We start from the raw sequence: 25,195 nt of genomic DNA on the forward strand, positions 1-25,195 counted from the left end.
GGTGAAGGCGAAACCTTCAGGCTCGAATAATCTGGTGCTGTTCCTATCATTCTTCAAACGAAGGTGCGAAAGTGCAAAAACCGTTTGTTCAGTCAACTCATCCTTCGGTGCACACGCAGGTGCATTGCGATCCAGAGTGGGTGGCACTGCAGCAACAGCTCGGTTTTACTGTGCTGTTGGGCACGCGCAGTATGGGCGACTTGCATGTGGTCAGCGCACCCACTCCTGGCAGTTTGAATTTTCACGTGGTGAGGTTTCCCTTGTGCATGGGCATGGCCATTCATGGCAATCACCTGGCGGTGGCTTGCAAAACAGACATTCGCCTGTATTACGATTTACTGGCTCACCCACAAGTGTCCAGTCCGGTTTACCAGCGTAGCTACAGCCCGCGCAGTATTCATTTCACGGGTGATCTGGATACCCATGAACTCGATTTTGATCAACACGGGCAGCCCTTGTTTGTCGCGGCGCGCTACAGTTGCATTGCGTCGCTTAGCCCGGTACACAGCTTCAAGCCAGCGTGGCAACCCAAGTTCATCACCCAGTTAACTCCTGAGGATTGTTGTCATCTCAATGGACTTTGTATGGATGATGGTGAATTGAAATATGTCAGCATGTTTGCTGCAACTGCCGAGCCGCAGGGTTGGCGAAAACTGCCATTTAACAGCGGGCAAGTGTGGTCCGCAAGCGATCAGGAAGCAGTGTGCACTGGGTTGGTTCAGCCACACAGCCCGCGTTTGCACAATGGTGAATTGTATGTTTTGAACAGTGGTGCCGGTGAAATTGGGCGTATCGATTTGAGCAGTGGGCGTTACGATTGCATTGCATTTGTGGGCGGGTACGGGCGGGGTTTGAGCTTTATTGGTGACTATGCAATTTTTGGCATCAGCAAGCCCCGGCACGATGGCTATGTTCCAGACTTTCCGCTGCATGATCGTTTGAAAGCGCTGCATCTGCCAGACCGTTGCCAACTGATTGCGGTCAATTTGAAAACTGGCCACGTCATCCAGGCCATCACTTTTGAAGGTGTCGCACGCGAGTTCTTTGACACCGTGGTTATTCCCGACTGTCGAAATGGTGTGATCATGAATCTTGACGAAGCCCAGCATCCGCAACTGATCACCTGTGCGCAAAATGATCTCCCTGTATCAGCATGAATTGTTAAAGCATCATGCCGCATGTGTGGTCTGGTTCACTGGCCTGAGTGGCGCAGGAAAAACCACTCTCGCATTGGCGCTACAAAATAAATTGCACCACCAGGGTATTCACACCGCAATGCTGGATGGTGACTGTTTGCGCCATGGTTTGAACAGTGACCTTGGGTTTTCGCAGGAAGATCGAGCCAGCAACGTGCAGCGCACAGCACAGGTATGTAAATTAATGGTCGATGCCGGTTTGGTGGTGATCGTGTCGCTGATTTCGCCCCACGCCCAAAGCCGCAATAAAGCACGTTCCTTGTTCAATGAAGATCAGTTTTTTGAAGTCTATGTGAACACTCCGCTGGAAGTGTGCGAACAACGCGACCCCAAGGGCTTGTATGGCCGTGCACGTCGCGGAGAAATTCCGCTGTTCACCGGAATCAGCGCTGGCTATGAAGTGCCCGAGAATCCTGGTTTGATCTTGCAAACCCACGAACACAGCGTTTCGGATTGCATCGAGAGCCTTCTATCCATGTTGGAGCCAGCGTTGAAAAGGCGCTTGGCGGATCAACAACCGGATTGACAATCAATCGGTTTCGGGTAAGGTTAGGTTCCTCTACCGCGCATGCAGAACCAATATGGGAATCAAAATGGAGGCCTTTCCGGCCCCGGATCAGCTCAAAAATGCAGCACCCAAAACAGACGAATTGCAAACCGAGGAATTGGCCGAGCTTGAGGCAGTCGATCCGGGCCTGGTGAAGCAGGCGCGCCAGAAGCAAACCGTACTGGTCACCGGCCATGCTGGCTTCATCGGCTTTCACGCGGCCAAGGCACTGCTGGAACGCGGCGACAAGGTGATTGGTTTTGATTCCCTGAACAGTCATTACGACACCCGGCTCAAGCGTGAGCGCTTGACCATGCTCGATGAAATCGCAAAAGCCACCGGTTCGAAATACCACACGGTGCGCGCTGACCTTTGCGACAGCACGCAGCTACATGAATGCCTTGAAACTTACAAGGTTCAGCGGGTCATTCACCTGGCGGGTCAAACCGACAAGTTTTTGTCGCAAGACAAACCCGCCGAATGCGTGCAAAACAACATCAACAGTTTTGTGTCGCTGTTGGAAGCATGCCGCCATTTCAAAATTCACCATCTAACGTACGCCAGCAGCCATGCGGTGTATGGCGCCGGTTTTCAAAAACCCATGAGCGAGCGCGACAGTGCCAACCACCCGCAGCGCCTGGATGCAGCCACTCAGCGCGCTTGCGAATTGATTGCGCATTCCTACAGCCACCAGTTCAATTTACCCACCACCGGTTTGCGGTTTTTCTCGGTGTACGGTCCCTGGGGCAGGCCCGACTCCGTGCTCTTCGCATTTACAAAACGTATTCTGGAAGGCAAGCCCATTCAGATTTACAACGATGGCAGCAATACCCGCGATTACACCTACGTGGCTGATTTGGTTGAGGCCATATTGCGTGCCAGCGACACCCCTGCCGAACCCAACCCGGTGTGGTTGGTTGAAGCCCCCGACCAAGCCACCAGCAACGCACCATGGCGACTTTTGAATGTGGGCAACAGCTTGCCAGTGTCGATTGAAGAATTGATTGCAGCGCTGGAACATGCTTTGGACAAAACCGCGATCAAGGAATACATCACCGGTCCAATTCTCGAGAAAAGCCAAAGTTGTGCCGATGTCAGTGCGTTGCAATTGGCCACTCAATTCCGGCCAGCCACGCCCTTGGCGCAAGGTATTGCCGAATTTGCGGCCTGGTATCGCATGTACCATCAGGTGTAGGCTTCCGTAGTGTCGGCTTAGCGACACTTCTGGCACATCTAATTCCTGTCATCTCCCGGTAACAAGGGGATACAAACACAAATCCACAACGCCCAAGTCATAAGGCGGAGATGGCAGGAGACACCCATGACCGTAGTACCCTTCAACAAAATGTTGCTCGTAGCCCTATTGGGCGCCACCTTGGGCCTTGCAGCATGCGGCAGCGACGACACCCCTGCGGGTGTGGCTGGCCCCAATAACCCAACGAACCCCAATGAAGAAGTCGAGCCAATCACTATTTTGGTGGCCAACTTTAAAAACCCCGACCCGGAAGCCGTGCAACGGCAGTTCACTTCGACTGCTTGCAGCGACAACGCAACACAGCCCCGTGAAGGTGGTGGAATTTACAGCGTCAACTTGCAATCGGCCAGCGGCCACAACATTGCATTCACCGTGTTTGAACCTGCCGAGTTCAACTGTGACCTGGGCAACCCACTGGTGTTGGAAGGCCACGGTTATGGCGGTTCTAGGGCCAGCAGCCCGCGGGGAATCATGGGCGACTTGATCGCGGCTGGTGCCGGCATGATCAGCATCGACCAGCGCGGGTTTGGGGAAAGCGGCGGTTCGGTCCGGGTCATGGACCCTGACTTTGAAGGGCAAGATCTGCTTCAAATACTTGATTGGGCCGAGGCCAACCTGGACTGGCTGCGCTACGCAAGTTCACCCAAACCAGCCGGCAACCGTGAATTCAATATGGTGGCTGGTGCCACGGGTGGCAGCTATGGCGGTGGCTATCAATTGTTGATCCACAACATTGACCCACTGAAACGCCTGGACGCACTAACTCCAGATATTGCATGGAATGACCTGCGCTACAGCCTGAACCCTGGCGGCGCGTACGGTGTTGAAAGCTTTGAGCCCGCGGAGGGCAATATCAAGCCCACAGGCACAGTCAAATCGGGTTGGGCCTTGTTGTTGGTGGCTGGTGGCGAAACCGGTTCACTGCAGCCCAAGTTACAGGCAGGCGACCCCATGGCTTTGCAAACCAGCGGGCAAGACAACTTGATCCGCGAAACCCTGCTGCGCGGTGCCACCGCAAACCGTTTCCCGGAAGGTGCGCTCGAGTTTTTCCGTTACCACAGCCCCAGTTACTGGTGTGATCCTGAAGCGCCGGGCGCACAAACGTTCCTTCAAAGCGAAGTCACGCCCGGCCTGGCCCAGAAAACGCCAGACCCGGTTGATATTCTGTTCACCCAGGGCTTTCGGGACACTTTGTTCAACTTCAACGATGCCTTCCACAACTTCAGCTGCTATCGCGCGCTTGAGGATGACAAAGGCAAAAAAGCCGATGTTCGTTTGTTAACTCACCAAAGCGGTCATATTTTGCCCCTGTCTCCTTCCATGGTTCCGGGCTTGGCCGACCTCACCGAGCAGGGCGCACAAAACGGTCTCAATGAAATTGAGTTCCAGAAGCCAGGTGGTCCATTTGCTTGTGGTGCCCTCAGCATTCCGGAAGCGCAGTTTGCGTTTTTGGTTGAAAAGTTGTTTACGCCCCAGGAAGCTGCTGCAATCAAAAACGCCAGCGAATCCAATGCGTTTACAACCTTGGCTGCCAACAAAGGCAAAGTTTGCCTTAGTCTGAATGACGACGTAGGCCAGGGTTCAGCCAGTGAAAATGCAGCTGTGTGGGTGAACGAAAACACATTCTTCAGCAACCTCGGTCCACAAGCCAAAGGCCAGGCGACTAACAGCAACATTCAGCCGGTTGCAATCGATTTCACGCCTGGTGCGGACCCATTGAATGTGCTCACCAGTGCGGTTACCGGCATTTTGCGCTATCCATTTGCACCTGCGGTCATGCCCATCGAATTGCCTGCAGGGGTCAACGTCGTGGCAGGTATTCCAACTGCTACGTTTGAAATTGCGCCGCCCGTCGACATGTTGATGAACCCGCTGTGCAGTGAAATTTATGCAGCAACAGCCATGTCGCCCATTGGTTTGGCTGGGCTGGAGCCGGGTTGCGACCCCATGTTGTTTGTTGGCCTGGGTGTGAACCGGAATGGCGCTTGGCGCTTGATTGATGATCAGGTCACGCCCGTTCGCGGTTTCGGCAAGCGCCATGTCGAAATGACCGGCGTGGCCGAACGTTTGGCTGAAGGTGAAACCCTTGGCTTGCTGGTGTATGGTTACCACCCGCAATATTTGGCAACCGCCTCACGCGACTTAATCACACCTTTGGTGGCACTGCGCGGCACTTTGAATTTACCCACATTGCAAAATTTAATGCCATAATCCGGCTATTAATCGATTACTTGCAGCGCCCACTCCACGTGGGCGCTCTTATTTCCAGTGAAAAACCAAGCCAAAGCTGAAGCTGTAGAAAATACCCAAGGTGTGCGCCCAGCCATGCAGGCGCGCAGCCTTCAAAAGCGCCACGACCTGCTGAAAGCAGGGCGCAAGCTTTTGCACACCCGTGTGCTTGAAGAAATATCGATCAAGGACATTTGCACCGAAGCCGGTTGCACCGTGGGTTCGTTCTACAGCCGTTTTGAGGACAAAGAAAGTTACTTCGACGCTTTGATTGCTGAAAGTTGCCAGGAATTGCTCATGAGTGCGGCCAGCCAGTTTGACGATCGCAATTGGGTCGGCGTGGAAGGTAAACTGATTTGCGACGAAGTAGTCAGCTTTCTTGTAGGTATTTTTCAGGGCGAGTACAGCTCAATTTTGACTGAGGCTTTTATTCGGGAATCCAAAGGTTTTATCGAATCCACACCCATGCGGGATGTGGGTTTTGGTTTTATCACCACGGTTTCAAAGCCACTGTTACAACACATTGACAACACCGTTCACCCAGACCCAATGCGGGCTTTGGCATTTGCCATACAGGTGGTTTATGGTGCCCTTCACAATGCCCGCTTGAGGGACTCCGGCCCCATCAAATTTCGCACCCAAGAATTTGAGACACGAATTCAGAATGTGGTAAGCCGATACCTCGGAATCAAGTCCTGACAAGCCCTGTAGTGAAATTACTACTAAATTGCGACTATTGACAATTCGCGCAACATTTCATGTTACTCCGGTGGTACATTTTTAGATAAGGCGCTCTAAATAAGCAAAACTGTAATTACGGTTTTATTTTTTGGAAAGCTGCTTTACACTAAGCAAAAAATTAGCAAAAAGCATCAATCAAGGTGCAATTACTGGAGGTGACATGTCTTATTTTTCTCAAGGTTCTCGAAGTTCCCCATAAGGTTGGTTCGCGCCTGTTGCAGGCCGGAACAACTATTCGATTTTTCAGTTGATTTTCCGACATCCTCGGCTTGAGGGCTGTTCGGCAATTGCGGGTGTATCGCACCCGCTGACTCGATAATTATTTGGGGGCTACATGAACAAACATTCTTTTTCTAAAACAAGAACACACGTTGCCGTGCGCAACATGATCGCAGCGGGCCTTTTTGCCGCGGCTGTGATGCCTGTACAGGCTGCCAATTTTCAGATTGGCGATTTCGACCTCAGCGTGAACTCCACGGTGAGTGCAGGTACAAGTTTCCGAGTTGAAGGGCAGGACAGAGCTCTTTATTCGCCAGGTAATAGGAATGCGGCGGGTGAGACCGGCACAGGGGCATCTAACACCGGTGATGACGGTAATTTGAACTTCCAAAAGGGCGATACCTTCTCGACCATTATCAAGGGTGTTCACGATTTTGAATTGAAGAAAGACAATTACGGTTTCTTCAGCCGTGTGAAGTGGTTCTACGACTATACCTTGAACAAAAAGAGTGTGTTCCACGGTCATGAGCCCAACGACAATGCAAGAGATCAGCGCTTGAATGACAACGGCTTTCATCCCTATGCACGTTTCGATGGCATTGATGTGCTGGATGCTTTTGGCTATATCAATACAGATGTCGGTGGCATGCCGCTTGACCTCCGCTTAGGAAAGCAAGTAATTAGTTGGGGTGAGAGTACTTTCTTGCTCAGTCCAATTGCAGGTCTGAACACTATCGATGTCTCTGCGTTCCGTCGCCCCGGCGCAGAACTGAAGGAAGGTTTTACACCGGCTGAAATGTTGTACGCCAATCTAGGTGTCACCGACACAACCAGCCTGGAAGGTTTTGTTCAGCTGAAATGGCGCAAGACAGTACCAGAAGGTTGTGGTACTTACTTTTCATCTGCCGATTTCGCGGCTGATGGGTGTGATCGTTTGGCTTTCTTGACGGCTTTGCCAGACAGTGCCAACTTCACTACGCCTGCAGTTGCAGGTCAGCTTCCCTTTGTGCCACGTACTGTCGATCGCCAGCCTGACGATGGCGGTCAATTTGGTTTCGCGCTGCGCAGCTATTTTGATTCGCTGGATGCTGAACTTGGTGCTTACGCGATGCAGTACCACAGCCGCATACCTTTGGCTAGCTTGAGCAAAGGATCTAATCCGAACTTGACCTTTGGTGCCAACACCGACTCTGCGTATGTTATCGATTACCCGGAAGACCTGAAGGTATTTGGTTTGAGCTTTGCTACCAATGTCGGCGGATGGGCTTGGTCTGGAGAGGCGTCAATGGTGCAGGATTTGCCAATTCAAATCAATGCGACCGATTTGCTGCGAGCTGGCTTAACCAACGGCAATACCAACGCGCTCGCCGGTCCCTTGGGTGGGGCGACGGTACCAACAGCGCTTAATCAGCGAGTTGCTAATGCCCCGGCAAATTCGATCGTGAACGGCTTCGATAGATTTGACGTAACCCAAATTCAAAACACTTTTATCAAAACTTTTGACCGTGCCTTGGGCTCTAGCCAAGTTGTATTTGTTGGTGAAGTGGCGGCAATTTTTGTTGATGGGTTGCCGGACGTCAGAAACGGTGGGATCCGTTATGGCCGCTCGCCAGTATTCGGATCCGCTGCCCAAACTGGGGATTTCAATGGATTTGTCACCGACTTTTCTTGGGGGTATCGCTTACGTTCACAAGCTACGTATCGCGATGTATTCATGGGCGTCGACCTTGTACCTTCCATTGCGTGGTCTCACGATGTGGATGGTTGGTCTCCCGAACCAGCACAGTCCTTTAATGAAGGCCGTCAGTCGGTTGGTTTGGGTTTGGGGTTTGAATTTGATGCCAACACTAAAGCGTCGGTTACTTATACAACCTTTGCCAACTCGGCAGATTATGACGTTCTGAAAGACCGCGACTTCATCTCTTTGAGCGCATCCTACTCATTCTAAGAACAGAGACACACTGGAGGAATTTTTATGTTGAAGTTTCAAACAAAACTCACAGCACTGGCTCTGGCAAGCTTGTTTGCTGTTGGCACCGCGCAAGCGGCTGTCAGCGCGCAAGAAGCGGCAAAGCTGGGCACAACCCTGACTGAATTTGGTGCGGAAAAGGCGGGCAATGCCGCCGGTACCATTCCAGCCTACACCGGCGGCCTTACCAAGGCACCAGCAGGCTACAAGCCAGGGCAACACTTGGTCGATCCGTTCGCCAATGAAAAGCCATTGTTCACCATCACCGGTGCAAACGCTGAGCAATACAAAGCCAACCTGTCACCAGGTCAGCTGGAAATGCTGAAAAAGTACCCCACGTTCAAAATGAATGTGTACAAAACACACCGCACAACCGCATACCCCAAGAAAGTGTTGGACGCGGCCAAGAAAAACGCAACCAACGCCAAAACTGAAAACGAAGGTAACTCCGTGGTCGGTTTTGAACAGGCCATTCCATTCCCGATTCCACAAAATGGTGTTGAGGTTATCTGGAATCACCTGACTCGTTATCGCGGCGGTGCAGCCAAGCGTGATTTCGTACAGGTGCCTGTTGAGCGTGATGGCTCTTTCATTATCAACCGCATTGAAGACACCTTGGTGTTCCCTCGTAACCTGCCCAATTTTTACAAGGCTGGTGAAGATGACAACATCAACTTCTACTTCTATCAAATCTTGAAGAGCCCGGTGTCTGTGTCCGGTAACGTATTGCTGGTTCACGACACACTGGACCAGGTGAAAGAAGGTCGTCGCGCCTGGGCCTACAATGCGGGTCAACGTCGTGTACGTCGCGCACCCCAGGTGGCCTACGACTCACCCGGAACAGCGGCTGACGGCCTGCGTACTACCGACAACTACGATTTGTACAACGGCGCACCAGACCGTTACGAGTGGAAGTTGAAGGGCAAGAAGGAAATGTACATTCCGTACAACTCCTATCGTTTGGCCAACAACAAGCTGACTTACAAGGAAATTCACCAACCACTGCACATGAACCCAGAGCATCTGCGCTATGAGTTGCACCGTGTATGGGAAGTTGAGGCAACCTTGAAAGACAGCGCGCGTCATATTTATGCCAAGCGAGTATTCTTTGTGAACGAAGACAACTGGCAGGCCTCCATCATCGATCACTACGATGGCAAAGGTGCATTGTGGCGTGTTGCTGAAGCCCACAACATCCAGTACTACAACGAGAACGTGCCTTTTTATGCAGCAGAGGCGCTGTACGACTTGCAGTCAGGTCGCTACCTTACCATTGGTCTGACCAATGAGGCAGAGCAGCCATTCGTGTTCGACTTCACGCCAGACCGCGCCAACTATACACCGGCCGGCCTGCGTCGACTCGGCGTTCAGTAATCGCTAGGTAAATTCAGGCTACAGGGGGCATAGGCCCTTTGTAGCCTTTTTTTAATTTCAAAGGATCTTCAATGTTTCTCCGGAATCGTTTTTCTAACAGGGCGGCTTCCACGCTGGCACTTGGCGGCATACTCTGCGCGGGTTTGATGACCTACGGCAGTTTGTCTACAGCCAAGATTGATCTGCTTCAAATACCAGCCATTCCCAGTGTGAATGCAACTCGGGCGCTTTTGCTGGATGTTGAGCGCGTTGGCAACAACCTGTTTTCGGCGGGTGAGTTTGGACAAATATTGAAAAGCGAAGACAACGGGCAAACCTGGAGTGCAGGTAAGGTACCCGTGTCCATTACCCTCACATCAGTGGCCTTCGACAATGAAGCTGTTGGTTATGCCGTTGGGCATGATGGGGTTGTACTTAAAACCGAAGATGGGGGTGCCAACTGGAAGAAGTTGATTGATGGATCGACAATTAACCAGTTTGTGCTCGATATTGCGCAAGAGAAAGCGGATCGTTTGCAAGAGCAGCTGGACAATCTGCCTGAAAATGCCGCGCCCGAAGATCGCGAAAGGCTCGAGATTGCTGCTGAAGAAGCAATGTTCACACTCGATTTGGCGCAGGGCGACTATGAAGTTGGCCCATCAAAGCCTTTGCTGGATGTAATCGTCAACGGCAATGGCAATGTATTTGTAGCTGGCGCTTACGGCCAGTTGTTGAAAAGCACGGACCAGGGGGCCAGTTGGACCTACTTGGGAGACCGTACCAACAATCCTACCAATTACCATTTCAACACGATGATGCTCAGCAAAACCGGAGAAATCTGGGTGGCTGGTGAGCAGGGTACAGTGTTGGTCAGTTCTGATGAAGGCGAATCCTGGACTGCACGAAAAATTGATTATGACGGCTCGGTGTTTGCGCTGCTTGAGGCACCAGATACGCGCACCGTTGTTGCTGTTGGCTTGCGTGGAAACGCCTTCCGTTTGCCTTTTGGTGGCGAACAATGGGAAGAGATCAACACCGGTCTGCGGGAAACTTTTAGTGGTGCAACCGTTTTGTCGGATGGCTCTATGGTGGTAGTGGGTTCGCGTGGAATTTTGGCGCGTAGTACCGATGACTTTCGCACTATTCAAGTGGCACGACGCGCTGACAAGTTGCCGTCAGCCAGTGTGGTGCAACTGAACGATCAAGAAATTCTGTTGGCGGGTATGCGTGGTTTCAAAACCTTGCCCCTGTCTGAATTCAAGTAAACGGACCCCTCAAACGGACCCAATTAAAAATGACTTCTCCAGATAAAGACATCAAGGCAAACGCACCGTTTGCCGAGCGGCTGATTTTTAACAATCGCCTACTCGTTATTTTATTGATGGTACTGGCCACTGCCGTGTTGGTATGGCAAGCCACGCAGCTGAAAGTAGCAGCCAGCTTCGAAAAAATGATTCCGACTAACCATGAATACGTGGTTAATTTTCTTGAAAACAGGGCTGACCTCACCAGCCTTGGCAATGTGGTTCGCGTCACGGTACAAGCCAAGGAGGGCGATATTTTTACGCCCGAGTACCTGGAAATACTGAAGCAGGTCACCGACAAAGCCTTTTATATTCCGGGCGTAAATCGTCCGGAAATGGCTTCACTGTGGACAGCAAATACCCGTTGGACCTCGGTGACTGAGGAAGGTCTTGAAGGCGGGCAGGTGATTCCTGCAACCTACAACGGTGATGCTGAAAGCATTGCCCAAGTTCGCCAGAACGTCGAGCTTTCCGGGCAAATTGGTCGCCTCGTGGGCAACGATTTCAAAAGTACAATCGTGTATTTGCCCTTGCTTGAAATTAACCCGGAAACAGGCAATCGCCTCGATTACAAAGAGTTCTCCGAGCGCATTGAAGCTGAGCTGCGCAATGAATTCAATTCCGACAAAATCGAGATCCGTGTCACTGGCTTTGCCAAGATCGTGGGTGATCTGATTGAGGGTGCAACACAGGTAGTGATGTTCTTTGGCGTGGCAGTGCTCATCACTTTGGTCATGTTGTTTTTGTATTCACGCAGTGTCAAAAGTACAGCAGCCACACTGGCCTGTTCAATCACCGCTGTTATTTGGCAGTTGGGCTTGTTGAACGCTCTGGGTATGGGGCTGGATCCATATTCCATGTTGGTACCCTTTCTTGTGTTCGCGATCGGTGTAAGCCATGGCGTACAAATTGTGAATGCGATTGCCCACAAGCAAGGCGAAGGTCACAACAAGCTAAGTGCTGCCCGTCTGGCATTTCGTGGGCTGTATATTGCCGGCCTGACTGCGCTGTTGTCGGACGGTTTTGGTTTCGCCACCCTGATGGTGATCGACATTCCAGTAATTCGTGATTTGGCCATTGCAGCCTCTGTGGGCGTCGCGGTCATTATTCTCACCAACCTGGTGTTGTTGCCGCTGATCATGAGCTACACCGGTGTTGACGAAAAAGCGGTTGCCAAACTGCAGCAAACCGAGTCTGGCAGCAACAAGTTATGGCGCTTCATTTCTGGTTTTGCTCAAGCCAAGATGGCCAAGGGTGCCTTGGCGGTGGGTTTGGCTTTGTTGGCTGTGGGCCTGTGGGGCAATGCCAATGTACAAATTGGTGACCTTGACAAAGGCGCCCCCGAGTTGCGTGCCGATTCTCGCTACAACCTGGACAACGCCTATGTCACTGACAACTACTCCACCAGCACCGATGTGTTTGTGGTCATGGTTGAAACCGAAATGGACGGTTGTATCAAATACAACACTTTGGCTGCGGTTGATTTGTTCCAGTGGACGATTGAACAAGTGCCTGGTGTTCAAAGCAGTATTTCTCTGGCCGATCGTTCCAAGTTTGTGATCAGCGCGTACAGCGAAGGTGACTTGAAATGGAATGCACTGAACCGTAACCAGTTTGTGTTGAACGGCACTATCAGCGGCATGAACCTGTCCGATGGCTTGTTCAGTTCTGACTGCTCCTTCATGCCGATCATCGTGTTCCTTGAGGACCACAAAGCGGACACATTGAAGCGAGTGGTGGCTGCGGCCGAAGACTTCATCGCCAAAAATGACACCGGCGATGCAGTCTTCAAACTGGCTGCCGGTAATGCAGGTATTGAAGCAGCAACCAATGAAGTGGTAGAACGCGCTCAGGTTGAAATGCTGATTTGGGTTTACGGTGTGGTGGCCATTCTGGTTTGGTTGGCATTTCGTTCCGTGCGCACTGTCATCTGTATTATTGCGCCTTTGGCCCTTACCTCCCTCTTGTGTTCAGCGCTGATGGTGGCATTGGGTATTGGTGTGAAAGTGGCCACACTGCCAGTGATCGCACTGGGCGTGGGTATTGGCGTGGACTACGGCATTTACATTTACGGCAAGCTTGAAGAGTATTTGAAAGAAGGCATGCCGTTTGCCGATGCTTACTTTGAAACCCTGAAATCCACCGGCAAGGCGGTTGTGTTTACTGGCCTAACCTTGGGTATCGGTGTAGCAACCTGGGCATTCTCGCCCATCAAGTTCCAGGCCGACATGGGCTTGCTGCTCACCTTCATGTTCTTGTGGAACATGGTGGGTGCTGTGGTATTCCTGCCTGCGTTGGCTTACTTCCTCGATCGTCGGGGCGAGAAAGCGTAATTTTTGTAAGAAAGCTGTAAGTTATTGAAAAAACGGGCTTTATCGGCCCGTTTTTTCATTTCCACACAGTTCATTTGAGGGGGTTGTGTACAACTGTTAGCGCCCCCACAATCGAATCTCAGTCACACGGAGAATGGATTGTTGGATCGAGTCGATAACCTACAACTGGTCAGTGGACGATTGCAGGATGTGTTCGATTGCCAACAGCGAACCTACCGGGCCAATCCTCACCCCAGCAAACAAGAACGCATCAGCAACCTTGAATTGCTTGAAGAAATCATTCTTCGCAATGAAGGGGAACTGCTGGATGCGATGTCGGAGGATTTCGGCCATCGTTCACGCCATGAATCCACCATGCTCGACATCGTCAGCAGCCTGTCTGCGGTCAGGCACAGCCGCAAACATGTTGGCATGTGGATGAAGGTACGCAAAGTGCCCACACCTTTGCAACTTCGCCCGTCGGTGTCGTACATCAAACCCCAGCCGCTGGGCATCATCGGCATTATTACACCCTGGAACTTTCCGGTTTATCTCAGCTTTGCTGGCCTGGCCTCTGCCTTGGCGGCAGGCAACTGCTGCATGCTCAAACCCAGCGAGTACAGCCCAAGAACTTCGGCGTTGATGGCGCGTTTGCTTGAAAACAATTTCGGGGAAGAACATGTGGCGGTCATTGAAGGCGATGAAACCGTGGCCGATGCGTTTTCCCGTTTGCCATTCGATCATTTGTTATTCACTGGTTCGCAAAGGGTAGGGCGTTTGGTGGCCAAGGCCGCGGCGGAAAACCTTACACCCGTCACCCTTGAAATGGGTGGCAAGTCTCCCTTGATTGTTGCACCCAGTGGCAATGTGGCGCAGGCGGCTGCATGTGCCGCCCACGGCAAAATGATCAATGCGGGGCAGGTGTGCGTCGCACCCGATTACGCCATGGTGCATGAAAGTCAGCTCAGGCGTTTTATTTCGGAGGTAAAGCGGGCCTCCCACAAGCAGTACCCCACCATTCGAAACAACCCCGATGTGTCATGTGTCATCAATTCAAAGCACATGGCTCGTTTGCGTGATCTGGTCGAAGACGCCCGAAAAAAGGGGGCAGAAATCATCGAGATCAATCCTGCCCATGAGGTATTCGAGCCTTCAGCCAAGAAGTTTCCTCTCACGCTCGTGGTCAACCCCAGCGCCGATATGCGAGTCATGCAGGAGGAAGTCTTCGGCTCTATTTTGCCAATTCTTGCTTATCGAACCCTTGAAGAAGCTGTCGCGCAGGTTCAATCCAAAGAAAGGGCAATCGCGCTTTATTTGTTTGTCAGCAAGCAGGCCGAAAAAGAACTGGTATTGAGCCAAACCGTGTCCGGCGGTGTTACTGTGAACGATGCAATGTGGCATGTGCTGAACGACCACATGCCCTTTGGTGGCGTCGGTGCAAGTGGCATGGGTGCCTATCACGGCTTGGTGGGGTTCAATGCAATGTCCCAACTCAAACCCGTCCTGGAGCAATCCAGATTCAACGCCGCGCCTCTGCTGCGCGCTCCCTATGGCACAGTGTTCGAAAAAGTTGTTACAGTATTGAAAAAAATCGTCTAAAGGGAGTGTTTACATGCGTCGGGTGGTCTTCAACCAAAAAGGTGGGGTTGGCAAATCCACCATCACCAGCAACCTGGCGGCCATCTCGGCCAATAGTGGCCTGAAAACCCTGCTGATCGATCTAGATCCCCAAGGCAACAGCACCCAATACATCATGGGCCGAGGCTCGGCCCCACTTGAATATTCCCTTGCCGATTTCTTCGATCAGGCTTTGAACTTCAAAATTCGCCCCAAGAAAAGTGCTGAATTTGTGGTTGAAACACCTTATGAAAATCTGGATTTGCTCGGCAGTCACCCCGCACTTGAAGAGCTTCAAGTCAAACTTGAATCGCGTTATAAAATTTTCAAGTTGCGTGAAGCGCTCGATGAACTGAAAGGTCAATACGACCGCGTTTACATCGACACGCCCCCAGCCTTGAACTTCTTTTCACGTTCGGCATTGATCGCAGCCGACTCAGTGCTCATTCCTTTCGATTGCGATGAATTTTCACGCCGTGCTTTGTACAACCTCATGGATGCACTCAATGAAATCCGTGCCGACCACAACCCTGCGCTTGAAGTGGAAGGCATTGTGGTGAACCAGTTTCAGCCGCGCGCAAGCCTGCCGCAAAAATTGGTGGCTGAATTACTGGAAGAGGGGCACCCAGTGTTGAATACCTGTCTTTCTTCATCCGTCAAAATTCGTGAAAGCCATGAGGCGGCCAAGCCAATGATCCATTTCATGCCTGCGCACAAGCTCAGTCAGGAATTCGTGGCCATGCACACAGAGATAGAGGCGGCCTCGGCAAAACGCAAAAAGAAAGTGGCCTGAGTATTTAAGTCAGTTCTGTCACATCCCTGAAACCTGAAGGCCCCACACTCACATTTTGAAATCATTTCAATGTGAGTGTGTTCAATGCGCCAAGCCATGGTTTGGGTCAACAAGCTGGGTGGTCAGTTTAAAGCAGCCCGCCAGCAGCGCCAGCAAAAAAAATTCCAGAAGCGCTTGGGCAAACTGGTCTCCTACGGTCTTTCTTAAGGGCGAACCCCTTACCGACCAGCTTTGCTCAAATCCCTCGGTCCTTCCCAAAACCCCTTATTGCGTAAACTTGCACGGGGAATCGCCCGCTTGTCCAGTTCCATGGGCTGGTTGTCCGTCCGCTATCCCACTTACACGCTCGAAGACCGGTTACAGCAATTCAAAGCTCTGAACTTGCCGTTTCCGGCGGGTACTTTCATCCGGTTCAACGAATTTTTTGTACCCTACATTTTTTCAAATTCAGACCGCGATGGTGCTTTCGCGTTGGGCGCAATCACCGAGTTTCAGCGTGGTCCGCAGTTGCAGTTTCTGAAACGTTTGGCCCAAGGTCGGCTTTCTGAAATGGGTGGCCGTGGCTTCGTTGACATGGACCATCTCATTCGTTTGCTCGATTTTGGCCGTGCCGCTCCGGACATATGGGCCAATATGCCCAAAAGCAGTCAAGAATGGGTTGAAGGCTTTGTGGCAGGGCTGAACTGTGTTCAAGCTCAGCGCAAGCGTGGAGTGGATGAAAAGTTTTTGGGCATTCAACCCGAACCATACACCCCATTGGATATTCTGTTGTTTGGTCGCCTGGCTGGCGCCGATGTGAACTGGCCCATTTACTTCTCACTCATCGAGCATCGCCTGTCCGGTGACTTCATTGAATGGTGGAACCGGCTTCGCCGAGTGGGGGCGGGTGTGTCCACCAGTTTCGACAGTCCAGTTTCTGGCAAGCCCAGCACGGCTCAACAAATCGGCGAATTTCTGAATAGTCTTTCTCGTTCCGGCAGCAATTCAATCGTGGTGCATGGCACACGTACCCAAAGCGGTAAGCCGCTGATGGTAAACGACCCGCACCTGGGTCAGCACCTGCCCAATGTGTGGATGATGGTGGGGCTGCGCACGCCAACTTACCAATGTGTTGGCTTGATGTTTCCGGGTGTGCCTATACTCGGTCTTGGAAGAAACTCAAGCCTGGCCTGGGGCGGTACCAATTTGCGTGCGGCATCCTCCGACCTCGTGCGTCTCGATGACAGCACCTTGCACAATACGGCTGAGCAACTCGTAAAAATCCGGGTCCGGTTTTCCTGGTCCCGAAGCAGAAAACTCAGGTTCTCCCCTCATGGTCCTGTGCTCACCGATTGCGCAGCCTTGGGCCGTCTGTGTGGCAAAGACCATCTTTCCTTGCGTTGGGCGGGGCACTGGCCCACCGACGAAATCACCAGTTTTTTGTTGGGCATGCAGGCTGAAAATGTGGAGCAATTGCAGCAGGCCATGCATGGCGTGGGCGTTACGCCACTCAATGTGCTTGGGGCTGACATCTCGGGAAATATTGGCCATGTGCTGGCCGCTACTTTGCCCAAGCGGCCTGGTTTCCCCGAAAACGATTGGGTATTGGCCGAGTCCATGGCCAGTGAACACTGGTCGGTGCGAGTGTGTGCCCGCGACTTTCCCAGCGTGATTAACCCAGCCGCCGGTTTTATTGTGTCTGCCAACAACAGGCCTTCAGAAGTAACCGGCTTGGGATTTCTGTTCAACGGTGACGATCGTGTCATGCGGGCACGAGCCTTGTTCAATTCTCAAAAGCGATTAAGTCCACAGGCCTTGCTGGCACTGCAGCTGGATGTCACTTCTCCGTTGGCCGATCAGTTGTCGAGTCAATTGGCTGAGTTTTGCCGCCCTCACTTGCTCAACAGTGAGCAGACCGTGTTGTGTAATTCAATTGATTTGTGGAGCGGTGCTTACACCGCCGACAGTTTTGCAGCCCTTCAATTCGAGTTTTTGTTGGCCGCCTTGGTCAAACAACTGTCGGTTTTGCGCCACGCGGGTCGAACGCCAAGCCTGATGGATCAATGGTCTTATCTGTCAGCCTGTTTGATGGAAGACCTTGAAAATCTTACCGATGCCGAACGGGACAGGGTGGTACCGCTGTGCGTGGATGAGGCAAATCGCAAGGCGCAACATTGGCAACTTTGGGGCAATTTGCACAAGATCCGCTTGCGCCATGTACTTGGGCATGTGCCCTTGCTGGGCAAGCTTTTTTCTTCGAAATCGTTTCCTGCTGCGGGCTCCCGGGAAACCTTGATGAAAAATGCACACAATTTGATTCGGGGTTTTGATGAAGCCAGCTACGGCTCTCAAAGCCGACATCTCTCAGACTTGTCCGACCCCGATGAAAATCATTTTGTGTTGTTGGGTGGGCAAGACGGTTGGGTGGGAAGCCAATTGTTGACCGACCAAATTCCCCTGTGGCAAACCCGACAAAGCATTCAAATGCCGTTGCGGCCAAGCCGCATCGAACAACTTTTTCCCCACTGCATAGGCAGGTTAGAATAAATTCTCGATATTGCTTTAATTTCCTATTGCACAGGATGTCCTCCCATGAAAACCATCATCATTAGCAGCCGCAAAGGCGGGGCTGGAAAAACAACGCTTTCCCTGAATCTTTCTGCCTTGGCCAGTCAGCAGGGCAAAAAGAAAGTGGCTTTGCTTGATCTGGACCCTCAGGGCTCCAGCCGTTTTTGGGATTCCTTGCGAGAGGCCGATTATCCGGATGTTCGAAAAGTGGGTTTCAATGACATCGTGATTGAGCTTTCCGAGCTTGAAGACGAAGGCTATGACTATGTGTTTATTGACATGCCCCCGACTGATAAAAAATGGGTCAAAGACGCCATGGAGCATGCTGACCTGGTGTTGATTCCCACCAAAGCAAGCCCGCTGGACATTCACAGCGCAAGCAGCACCCTGGAATGGGCATCCGATGCCGGCAGCAAGGTGACCTGGGTCATCAATGGTGCTTCCGTGTTCAGCAGCACCCCTGAAATTGTATTTGAACAACTCAAGGCCACCGCTAAAATTTGCCGCACCATCGTGCATGAGCGCAACGACTTTGTGATCAGTGTTGGCTTGGGTAAATCCGTCAATGAGTTCGCGCCGAATTCCAAAGCGGCTGCAGAAATCGACAGCTTGTGGCGAGAAGTCAAGGGCATGCTCGGCAGGGCATAAGCACAGTTTGAATTCAGAGCCTGCACCAAAACGGGCTGTTTTGTCGTCCTGTTTCTGGCACTTTAATTGCTAAACAACTTCCAAATACCAAATGGAGGGGGCAATGACCACGGTGCTTATCGTCGATTCAAACAAGGACTCACGCTTGGCGCTGGAAGCTCAACTCACGGCCTCCAACCAATTTGAGCGTGTTTTGTCCTGCCCGGGTCTGCAGCATGCTGAAAGTTCAATTAATCAATATGAAGTAAAGGTCATGTTGATTGATGCGGAGCAGGCCAGTCAGTCCCCACTGCTTCACCAAATCAAGGCGAACAACCCTGAATTGGGTGTTGTGTTGCTGCAGGGTAAAACGGGTGTTCTTGACACCGCAACCTTGCTTGAACTGGGCGCGCACGCTCAAACTTCCCGACTTGCAGCCCCCATGGAAATCATCGCCAGCGTGGCCAAAGCACTGGTTGGTCGCCTCAAACCCAGCAAGCGAATTCTTGGCAAGTTTCTGAAAGACGGTAAATAAGCCAGCCTTGAAAACACGATCTGAATGCTGATTTCCCGTTAGCTTTGCATATCAAATTGATGGCTTTTCATGCAAAATCAAGCTTGTTCGCCATTGCAGCATCGTCATGTCCACACAATTTTCCAGGTCAGTTTCAGTGTCCTCCCGCCAGCGCGGTGCCATGACCATTCTCACAGTATTCATCATGCTGATGACCGTGGGTGCCTTGGCTGTGTTGGGTTTGGGGCAAGTGGTTTGGGAAAGGGAAGAGGTGCAACGCATTGCCGACCTGGCCGCCAAGGCTGCCGCCAGCGATATTGGCAATGCCCCTCAAGGTTTCACCGCCGCGGTCGATTATGCAAGGCGCAACGGCCTTGACGACACCACTGACAGCATTTCGATTAATTGCAATGTGCGGGGCACCGACACCTTGCTGCCCGCTAACGCCTGCGACCGGTCTGTGTTGGTGCGTGTGGTGCGGAATGTACCCGCCGCGTTTTTGGGCACCGAGCCCGTTGTGGCCGTCGCCGAAGCCACAGTCACACCAGTCATATCGGGTTTGGTCGGTACTAATTTGTTAAGTCTTGGGGTCAATTGTTCCAGCGGCCCATCATTGTTGTGTGCGATTGGTACGGAATTACGCCTGAATTTGCTGGGTTTTCAGGGCTTGTTAGCCTCTGATGCCCAGGTTGATTTGTTGCAGTTGGGTGTCGAGCTGGGTGTGTTTAGTGCCGGGGATCAGCTGGACATGGCCCGTCTGCTCAATACCGAAGTGTCTGCGGGGCAGTTGTTGGAGGCGGCATTAAATGTAGCCGGTCCGGGCGCACCCGTGGTCGCTATTCCGGGGAATGGCCCAATCGACACAGTCGATTTCTTGCTGAGTGAAATATTGTCTGCTGACACCAGTGGTGATTCTGAGTTCGCCGGTGCATCTTTGCGCCTGGGCAACCTCGCGTTTGCATCAAGTTTGGCCGCGGCCAGTGGAATGACTGCTGGAAGTTTGCAGTTGAGCCTGGGTAACACTTTGCGAGTTTCTGTATTGAATCCTCCCCAGTTGTTTGTGGCTACGAAACTTAACAGCGATGGCGCTGTGATAGCTACTGCTCGCACAGAGCAGGTGCAAGTTGAAACAAAAATTGCGGGATTGCTGGATTTGACAGTAAGAACTGGTGGCGGAGAGGTTGATATTAAAGACATTGACTGTCGCCTTCCTCAATCCCAGTCGGCGGTTGTAGTTGACCTCGCGTCCACTCCTATATTTACCACGCTTAAGTTGCCATCACTGCCTCTTCTCGGCCCATTGGGCACGGTCACAGCGAACCTTGCCAGTGGTACTGCCAACGATGTGTCCATGGTGGGTTATCCAGATCCCACAGTCACGACTTCCTACAGTTTCGAGGCAGGTCAGGGCGTTGGTAATTTGCTCACTGAGCTGCGTGCAGATGTACTTGGCTTGAATGGACTATTAACAGTATTGGCTACAAACCCCACGTTAAACAGTGCGTTGAATGCCCTAGGTGGGGGATTGGACGAAATTCTTGAAGTGTTGGGCCTAGAAGCCAATGAAGTTGTCGTTCAAGTCGACAACATGGATTGCTTCAACACTGCGGTGCTCACCCGTTGAGTTAAACTCCTGTAGATTAATAAAAACAGGGGACACACATGGGCGAACATCGAGTTTGGTACGGGCTTCAAGCCGGTTTGGTGGTTTTTTGGCTGATCGTCCCATTGGTCGGGCTGCTGGGCTTTCACGTTCCTTTTCTCACCCTATTTGCGGCCATTATTTTGTTGGCCCATGTGCTTGAAATTCCACTGGCCATCAATCGCCTGCGCGCATTGAATCTTCCGGTGGGCAAGGTGGTGTTGAAAACATTGGTGTTTGGTTTCACCTGGTGGCTGCCTTTAAGCAAAGGCTACACCAAGGAATAACGGAATCAAGCCCAGAAGGCTTTCATTGAATCACTTCAAGCGAATCACTTTCAAACCTTCAGGTAATTTTGGCTTGGTACCTGCGGGAACCCACAGGTAGCCAATGCCGTCAGGCCGCTCTTTCAGCGTCGCGAACAGCGCTTCCTTGCTCTCAACCTCTGCGGGGGGCGTTCCTTGGCCTGTGTATCGGCGTACATGCCAGTAGCCGGTGTAGTCTAGCTCGTTCAAGTTCATGATGCGTTCTAAGAACTCATCACGGTCGGTTGTGCCGGGAGCGGTATTCAACGGTGTCAAGCGATGCCCGTTAACCTGGCTTAAACGTCCCTTGTAAATACTGCGCAGTTCACGAATCGCGATTTCGTTCACCGGGTGGCTCGCCGACGACACCACGTAAACCTCGGCGGAAGCAGCCCCAACCACACCCAACATCAAATACAAGCCGATCGATGTTGCTGCTTTCACGAAACTGGTGGTGCGTGCAATCATTGCCACACCCAGTTGTAAGACACGCTCAGGAAATTGAACGTGGTGTTGGGAATTCGGTTGTCAGACAGCTGAGGCCGAGTATTTTTTTCGACCACATGCTGAATCTCGGCTTTGAGCGAGTCAGATGCACTCAATGCATACTTTCCACCAATCGCGATTGAGTACTGATCATCAAATTCGGAAATGAAGCGGCCCAGGCTGGTGTAAACCGCATGTTGCCCACCAATTTTGCGAATCAGCGTGAGGTTGCCGCCATGCTCTTCAAACTCCGGCGTGTCTACAATCTGGACTTGTGGTCCAAAAGCAGGAATCACACCTTTGTTGGTCGATGAAAACTCGAGCTGACTCAACTCCGCGCGAAGCGTGTAGCGTTGCCAGTCGTACTCTGCACCTAAATTGGTGAAATGTAGCCTCGCGTTGAGCGAACCCCCAACAACGCGCCGACCATTGAACTGGAGAATTTCCCGATCCAGCTGGGATTCATGATGTGCAAGTTGCAAGCGGTATTTGTCACCATCTACACCAATCACGAACCCTGCGACTTCATAGCGATTGGTGGGGAAGTCGGCCGTGGTGTTAGACAGCCGTTGAATAATATCCCTGTTGCCAGCAATGGCCTGAAGGCGCCAATACCGACCATCGGTGTCTTCAAACTGGTAGCTCGCCGAGAATCCGTCTGTGCCAAGAACACCCGCGTTGTAATAGATTTCAGGGCTTAAATTGGCTGGCACATAAGTTTGACCAACATCCAGATTTTCGGAATCCAGATAAAAGTTCAGTCGCTGGCGGCCAACCCGGAAGCTCCAATTGTCATTGGGCTTGTAGGTGGCAAAAGCCCAGCGGGTGTCAATTTCAACGCCTTCATCGTTGTCCAGCTTCGGGGCGACAACATACTGAACTGTTGCACTCAGTTGCGGGTTGAATTTCACATCCAGCTGCGCGCCCAAAATCGAGTTGACTTTGAACGTGCCGTCTTCGTTGATGAAACGCAGGTACTTCTGTTCGTTGTCACCCAGTGTGTATTGAACAGTGCCAAATCCGCTGAGTGAGTAGTCCACTGCCATGGCCTGCCCATGGGCGAGCGCAAGACCCGTCGCAAGTGCGGCGGCCTTCAGCAATTTGTGCAATGTCAGGGCAAAATTCAAAAGCAGGCTCAAATCATATTATTTTTAGAGTGCGCCTATTATCAGGCGCTCGATGGCCTGAAAACAATCAAAGACCATGGCGTTCCGGTTTCTTTGTCGACAAAAGGCGACACCAGTATTTCGCAGGGCACATGCGTACCACCGTCAGTTTCGTAGCGGGTTTTGATGGTCAGTTTCTCACGTTTCAGCAGGTGAACCAGCAGTTTTCTGAAATCGCGCAGAGGCAAGCGGTCTGCGATTAAAGGATAAGGGTTACGACCCAACCACTTCGAAACCGCTTGTCCGGTCACATTTTCAAAAGCCGAGTTCAGGTAAATACACTGAAAGGAAGTGGCATTGCTGCCCAGGTCGTTGGTCACCATAATCACTTCATTGATCTGCTCAATTGCAGACCCCACCATGAACAAATCCCGGTACATGGCCTTGCGCTGCGTGATGTCGCGCAACAAAATAGAAATGCCATCTTCGCTGGGTAAAAATTTTAACCGCAGCCAACGTTCAGTTTTGGCGTGGAAAAATTCATAGTCTTTTGTAGTACCCAGCCGTCGAAGTTCCGCCTGGCGTTTTCGAATCTCCTGCGTATCCAGTCCAGGCAAAACTTCGGCAATGGCCGCTTGGTGAACAAACGGTTCTTTGCCCAAAACTAAAGGTCGGGCCTTTGCATCAATGGCCTCAATCTGCAAGGCCTCGTCTAGTTCAAGCGTGCCGTCAGTCAGCGTATGCAGTACTTGGTTCAGCGCGGTACTTTTCCGGGACAACTCCTGGGCAAGGTGCGTGGTGTGGGTGATGTCTTCGACCGAGCCATACAGGCCGCTGCTACTGCCCAGGCCGTTGCTGATCGGTTGAAAGCTAAAGCGAAACCAACGCTGCCCAGTCAATCCGTCGAGGTTAACCTCGCATTCAATGCTGGCGGCCTGGCGGTTGTTGATGCATTCGATGAGGGTTGACGCCATATTCTTTCCGGTCAATCGGGTCAACAATTCTGTCAGTTCGAAAATACTACCCAAAGGCAAGTCTTTGGCTTTGCAGATCGCTTTGAATTGATCGCTCACCTTCAGCAGCCCGCTGTCGACATGGTAAAACCAGGTGCCCAATCCCCCCAGCTTTTCAGTCATTCCCAGCAAAGTCTGGTCAAACAGATTCCGGTCAACCATGGTCGATTCATTCACCATCTTGGTGTATTGAAGCACCAGTGCTTTGCGGCTGCTTTCCATTCCAGGGGCGGGGCGGTCAATCACAAAGCGAGTCCATACTGGTTTGCTGTCGGGTAGCCTGATCCTGGCGAATGCTTTTTTCTTCAGGCGCGTGCCCAATACGGTTTCCATTTCCCGAATCAGGTTTTCCCTGTCTTCCTCGTAAATAAAATCGAGTATGGACGGGTTGTCTTTCACCCGGTGAAGCTCGATGTCGTCAACCTGCCCGAGTTGTACCAATTTGAAGTTCAAATCCAGTACACACTTACCTCGCGTTGATTCTGCAAGAAACCCCGAGGTGTTTGTTTTCAGGGTGTCCAGTGGATTGGGGCGGCCCTGGATTGCCGCACGTGGTAACTGTGCAGCCACTGCCACATTTTGTAGCAGCCCCACAGTCAGTGTCTCTCCTTCTTCCTCGGGGGATTTGTAAGTACGTTCCTTTAGCGTCAGTAAACGACCATTGGGCAGCTGAATTTGATATTGAAAAGCCTTCCCGTCGCCAAGCTCTCTGGCCAGCTCAACGTCGTGCCGATCCTCCCTTACAATCAGGCTGTTGAACCAGGCCCAGTTCACTCTTGGGCTATGGCTCAAGCAAAGCCAGTCCTCCAGGTTGGGTGACAGGGCGATAAAACTTTCGTCACCTTGTCTTCTCCAGCTTGCATAGGATTGTTCGTGGCCAGCAAAGTCACTGCGGTGTCCATCCTGAAAAATGGGCTCGCGCCTATAAGTGCCCTGCGCTTGTTGCTGCCTGTTCGCCACCGACACTTCCACCAGTGCTGCCATCGATTTCGCCATTTTGATTTCAGCACTGCTCCATATCCTGGGGCTTGTGTCGATCAAGCAGAATGAGCCTACCCTGGCACCTGAAGGAGTTTTGATGGGTACGCCCAAATAGGCACGAATCCAGGGCGAGCCGGTCACCAGCGGACTGTCTTTCACTCGGTCATCCAGGGTGCAGTCCGGGATCACCATGGGTTCGTCTTTCTTGATGGTGTGGGTGCAAATTGAAATGTCGCGCGGGGTTTCATCTGCATGCAGGCTGTTAAAGCCACGGCGGGCTTTGAACCATTGCCGGTCCGAGTCAACAAATGAAACGATGCAGCTTGAGCAATTGAATGCAGACACACCCAAATCAACTACCGCCTCAAATCCCTCTTCGGGTTGAGTGTCCAGAATCGCAAGTTGATACAGCTCGGCCAGTCTTAAAGCCTCGGCCACC

20 protein-coding genes are annotated in these 25,195 nt (G+C 51.9%); 17 read left to right on the plus strand and 3 right to left on the minus strand.

Going from position 1 to position 25,195, the window contains the following annotated elements; translation table 11 throughout:
• Positions 1–71: 71 nt before the first annotated feature.
• From LMED105_RS02760 to LMED105_RS02835, 17 genes are all read left to right on the plus strand, one after another.
• Positions 72–1,157: a TIGR03032 family protein gene (locus LMED105_RS02760; protein WP_050771124.1), complete on the plus strand. Its 1,086-nt coding sequence runs from the start codon at positions 72–74 to the stop codon at positions 1,155–1,157.
• Positions 1,135–1,722, plus strand: a complete 588-nt coding sequence (gene cysC, locus LMED105_RS02765) for an adenylyl-sulfate kinase (protein WP_008247976.1) — start codon at positions 1,135–1,137, stop codon at positions 1,720–1,722. Before LMED105_RS02760 ends, cysC begins: the two co-directional genes overlap by 23 nt.
• 55 nt (positions 1,723–1,777) lie before the next feature.
• A complete protein-coding gene (locus tag LMED105_RS02770) occupies positions 1,778–2,938 on the plus strand; it encodes an NAD-dependent epimerase/dehydratase family protein (protein WP_008247977.1) in 1,161 nt (386 codons plus the stop codon).
• Positions 2,939–3,064: 126 nt separating this feature from the next.
• Positions 3,065–5,209 carry a CocE/NonD family hydrolase gene (locus LMED105_RS02775; RefSeq protein ID WP_008247978.1) on the plus strand — a complete coding sequence of 715 codons (2,145 nt, stop codon included), beginning with the start codon at positions 3,065–3,067 and terminating at the stop codon, positions 5,207–5,209.
• A 57-nt stretch (positions 5,210–5,266) separates the two neighbouring features.
• Entirely contained in the window at positions 5,267–5,926 is a 660-nt protein-coding gene (locus LMED105_RS02780) for a TetR/AcrR family transcriptional regulator (protein WP_008247979.1), read from the plus strand.
• A gap of 376 nt (positions 5,927–6,302) precedes the next feature.
• Complete coding sequence (locus LMED105_RS02785; protein WP_040512086.1) at positions 6,303–8,135, plus strand: DUF1302 domain-containing protein; 1,833 nt, start codon at positions 6,303–6,305, stop codon at positions 8,133–8,135.
• A gap of 27 nt (positions 8,136–8,162) precedes the next feature.
• Positions 8,163–9,530 (plus strand): DUF1329 domain-containing protein, encoded by a 1,368-nt coding sequence (locus LMED105_RS02790; protein ID WP_008247981.1) that lies wholly within the window; start codon positions 8,163–8,165, stop codon positions 9,528–9,530.
• 71 nt (positions 9,531–9,601) lie between these two features.
• Positions 9,602–10,774, plus strand: a complete 1,173-nt coding sequence (locus LMED105_RS02795; protein ID WP_008247982.1) for a hypothetical protein — start codon at positions 9,602–9,604, stop codon at positions 10,772–10,774.
• Positions 10,775–10,803: 29 nt separating this feature from the next.
• On the plus strand, positions 10,804–13,146 hold the full coding sequence (locus LMED105_RS02800; protein WP_008247983.1) for an RND family transporter: 2,343 nt from the start codon (positions 10,804–10,806) through the stop codon (positions 13,144–13,146).
• 141 nt (positions 13,147–13,287) lie between these two features.
• On the plus strand, positions 13,288–14,724 hold the full coding sequence (locus LMED105_RS02805) for a coniferyl aldehyde dehydrogenase (protein WP_159568239.1): 1,437 nt from the start codon (positions 13,288–13,290) through the stop codon (positions 14,722–14,724).
• Between the two features lie 13 nt (positions 14,725–14,737).
• On the plus strand, positions 14,738–15,535 hold the full coding sequence (locus LMED105_RS02810; protein WP_008247985.1) for a ParA family protein: 798 nt from the start codon (positions 14,738–14,740) through the stop codon (positions 15,533–15,535).
• 84 nt (positions 15,536–15,619) lie between these two features.
• Complete coding sequence (locus LMED105_RS17070) at positions 15,620–15,742, plus strand: hypothetical protein (protein WP_008247986.1); 123 nt, start codon at positions 15,620–15,622, stop codon at positions 15,740–15,742.
• 90 nt (positions 15,743–15,832) lie between these two features.
• Positions 15,833–18,061 carry a penicillin acylase family protein gene (locus LMED105_RS02815; protein WP_156799486.1) on the plus strand — a complete coding sequence of 743 codons (2,229 nt, stop codon included), beginning with the start codon at positions 15,833–15,835 and terminating at the stop codon, positions 18,059–18,061.
• Between the two features lie 45 nt (positions 18,062–18,106).
• Positions 18,107–18,730 carry a ParA family protein gene (locus tag LMED105_RS02820; RefSeq protein ID WP_008247988.1) on the plus strand — a complete coding sequence of 208 codons (624 nt, stop codon included), beginning with the start codon at positions 18,107–18,109 and terminating at the stop codon, positions 18,728–18,730.
• 103 nt (positions 18,731–18,833) lie between these two features.
• Complete coding sequence (locus LMED105_RS02825; protein ID WP_008247989.1) at positions 18,834–19,244, plus strand: response regulator; 411 nt, start codon at positions 18,834–18,836, stop codon at positions 19,242–19,244.
• A gap of 106 nt (positions 19,245–19,350) precedes the next feature.
• A complete protein-coding gene (locus LMED105_RS02830; protein WP_156799487.1) occupies positions 19,351–20,847 on the plus strand; it encodes a pilus assembly protein TadG-related protein in 1,497 nt (498 codons plus the stop codon).
• 38 nt (positions 20,848–20,885) lie between these two features.
• Positions 20,886–21,152, plus strand: a complete 267-nt coding sequence (locus LMED105_RS02835; RefSeq protein ID WP_008247995.1) for a hypothetical protein — start codon at positions 20,886–20,888, stop codon at positions 21,150–21,152.
• Between the two features lie 30 nt (positions 21,153–21,182).
• On the opposite strand, the gene LMED105_RS02840 is transcribed toward LMED105_RS02835, so the two are convergent.
• The 3 genes from LMED105_RS02840 to LMED105_RS16070 all read right to left on the minus strand — a co-directional run.
• On the minus strand, positions 21,183–21,638 hold the full coding sequence (locus LMED105_RS02840) for a hypothetical protein (protein WP_008247996.1): 456 nt from the start codon (positions 21,636–21,638) through the stop codon (positions 21,183–21,185).
• Entirely contained in the window at positions 21,635–22,783 is a 1,149-nt protein-coding gene (locus tag LMED105_RS16065) for a hypothetical protein (RefSeq protein ID WP_156799488.1), read from the minus strand. The genes LMED105_RS02840 and LMED105_RS16065 overlap by 4 nt, the downstream gene beginning before the upstream one ends.
• 41 nt (positions 22,784–22,824) lie before the next feature.
• Positions 22,825–25,195 (minus strand): GAF domain-containing protein (locus LMED105_RS16070; protein WP_156799489.1); only part of this gene is annotated, 2,371 nt, incomplete at its 5' end.

The organism is Limnobacter sp. MED105 (genome assembly GCF_000170915.1).
Classification (GTDB): domain Bacteria; phylum Pseudomonadota; class Gammaproteobacteria; order Burkholderiales; family Burkholderiaceae_B; genus Limnobacter.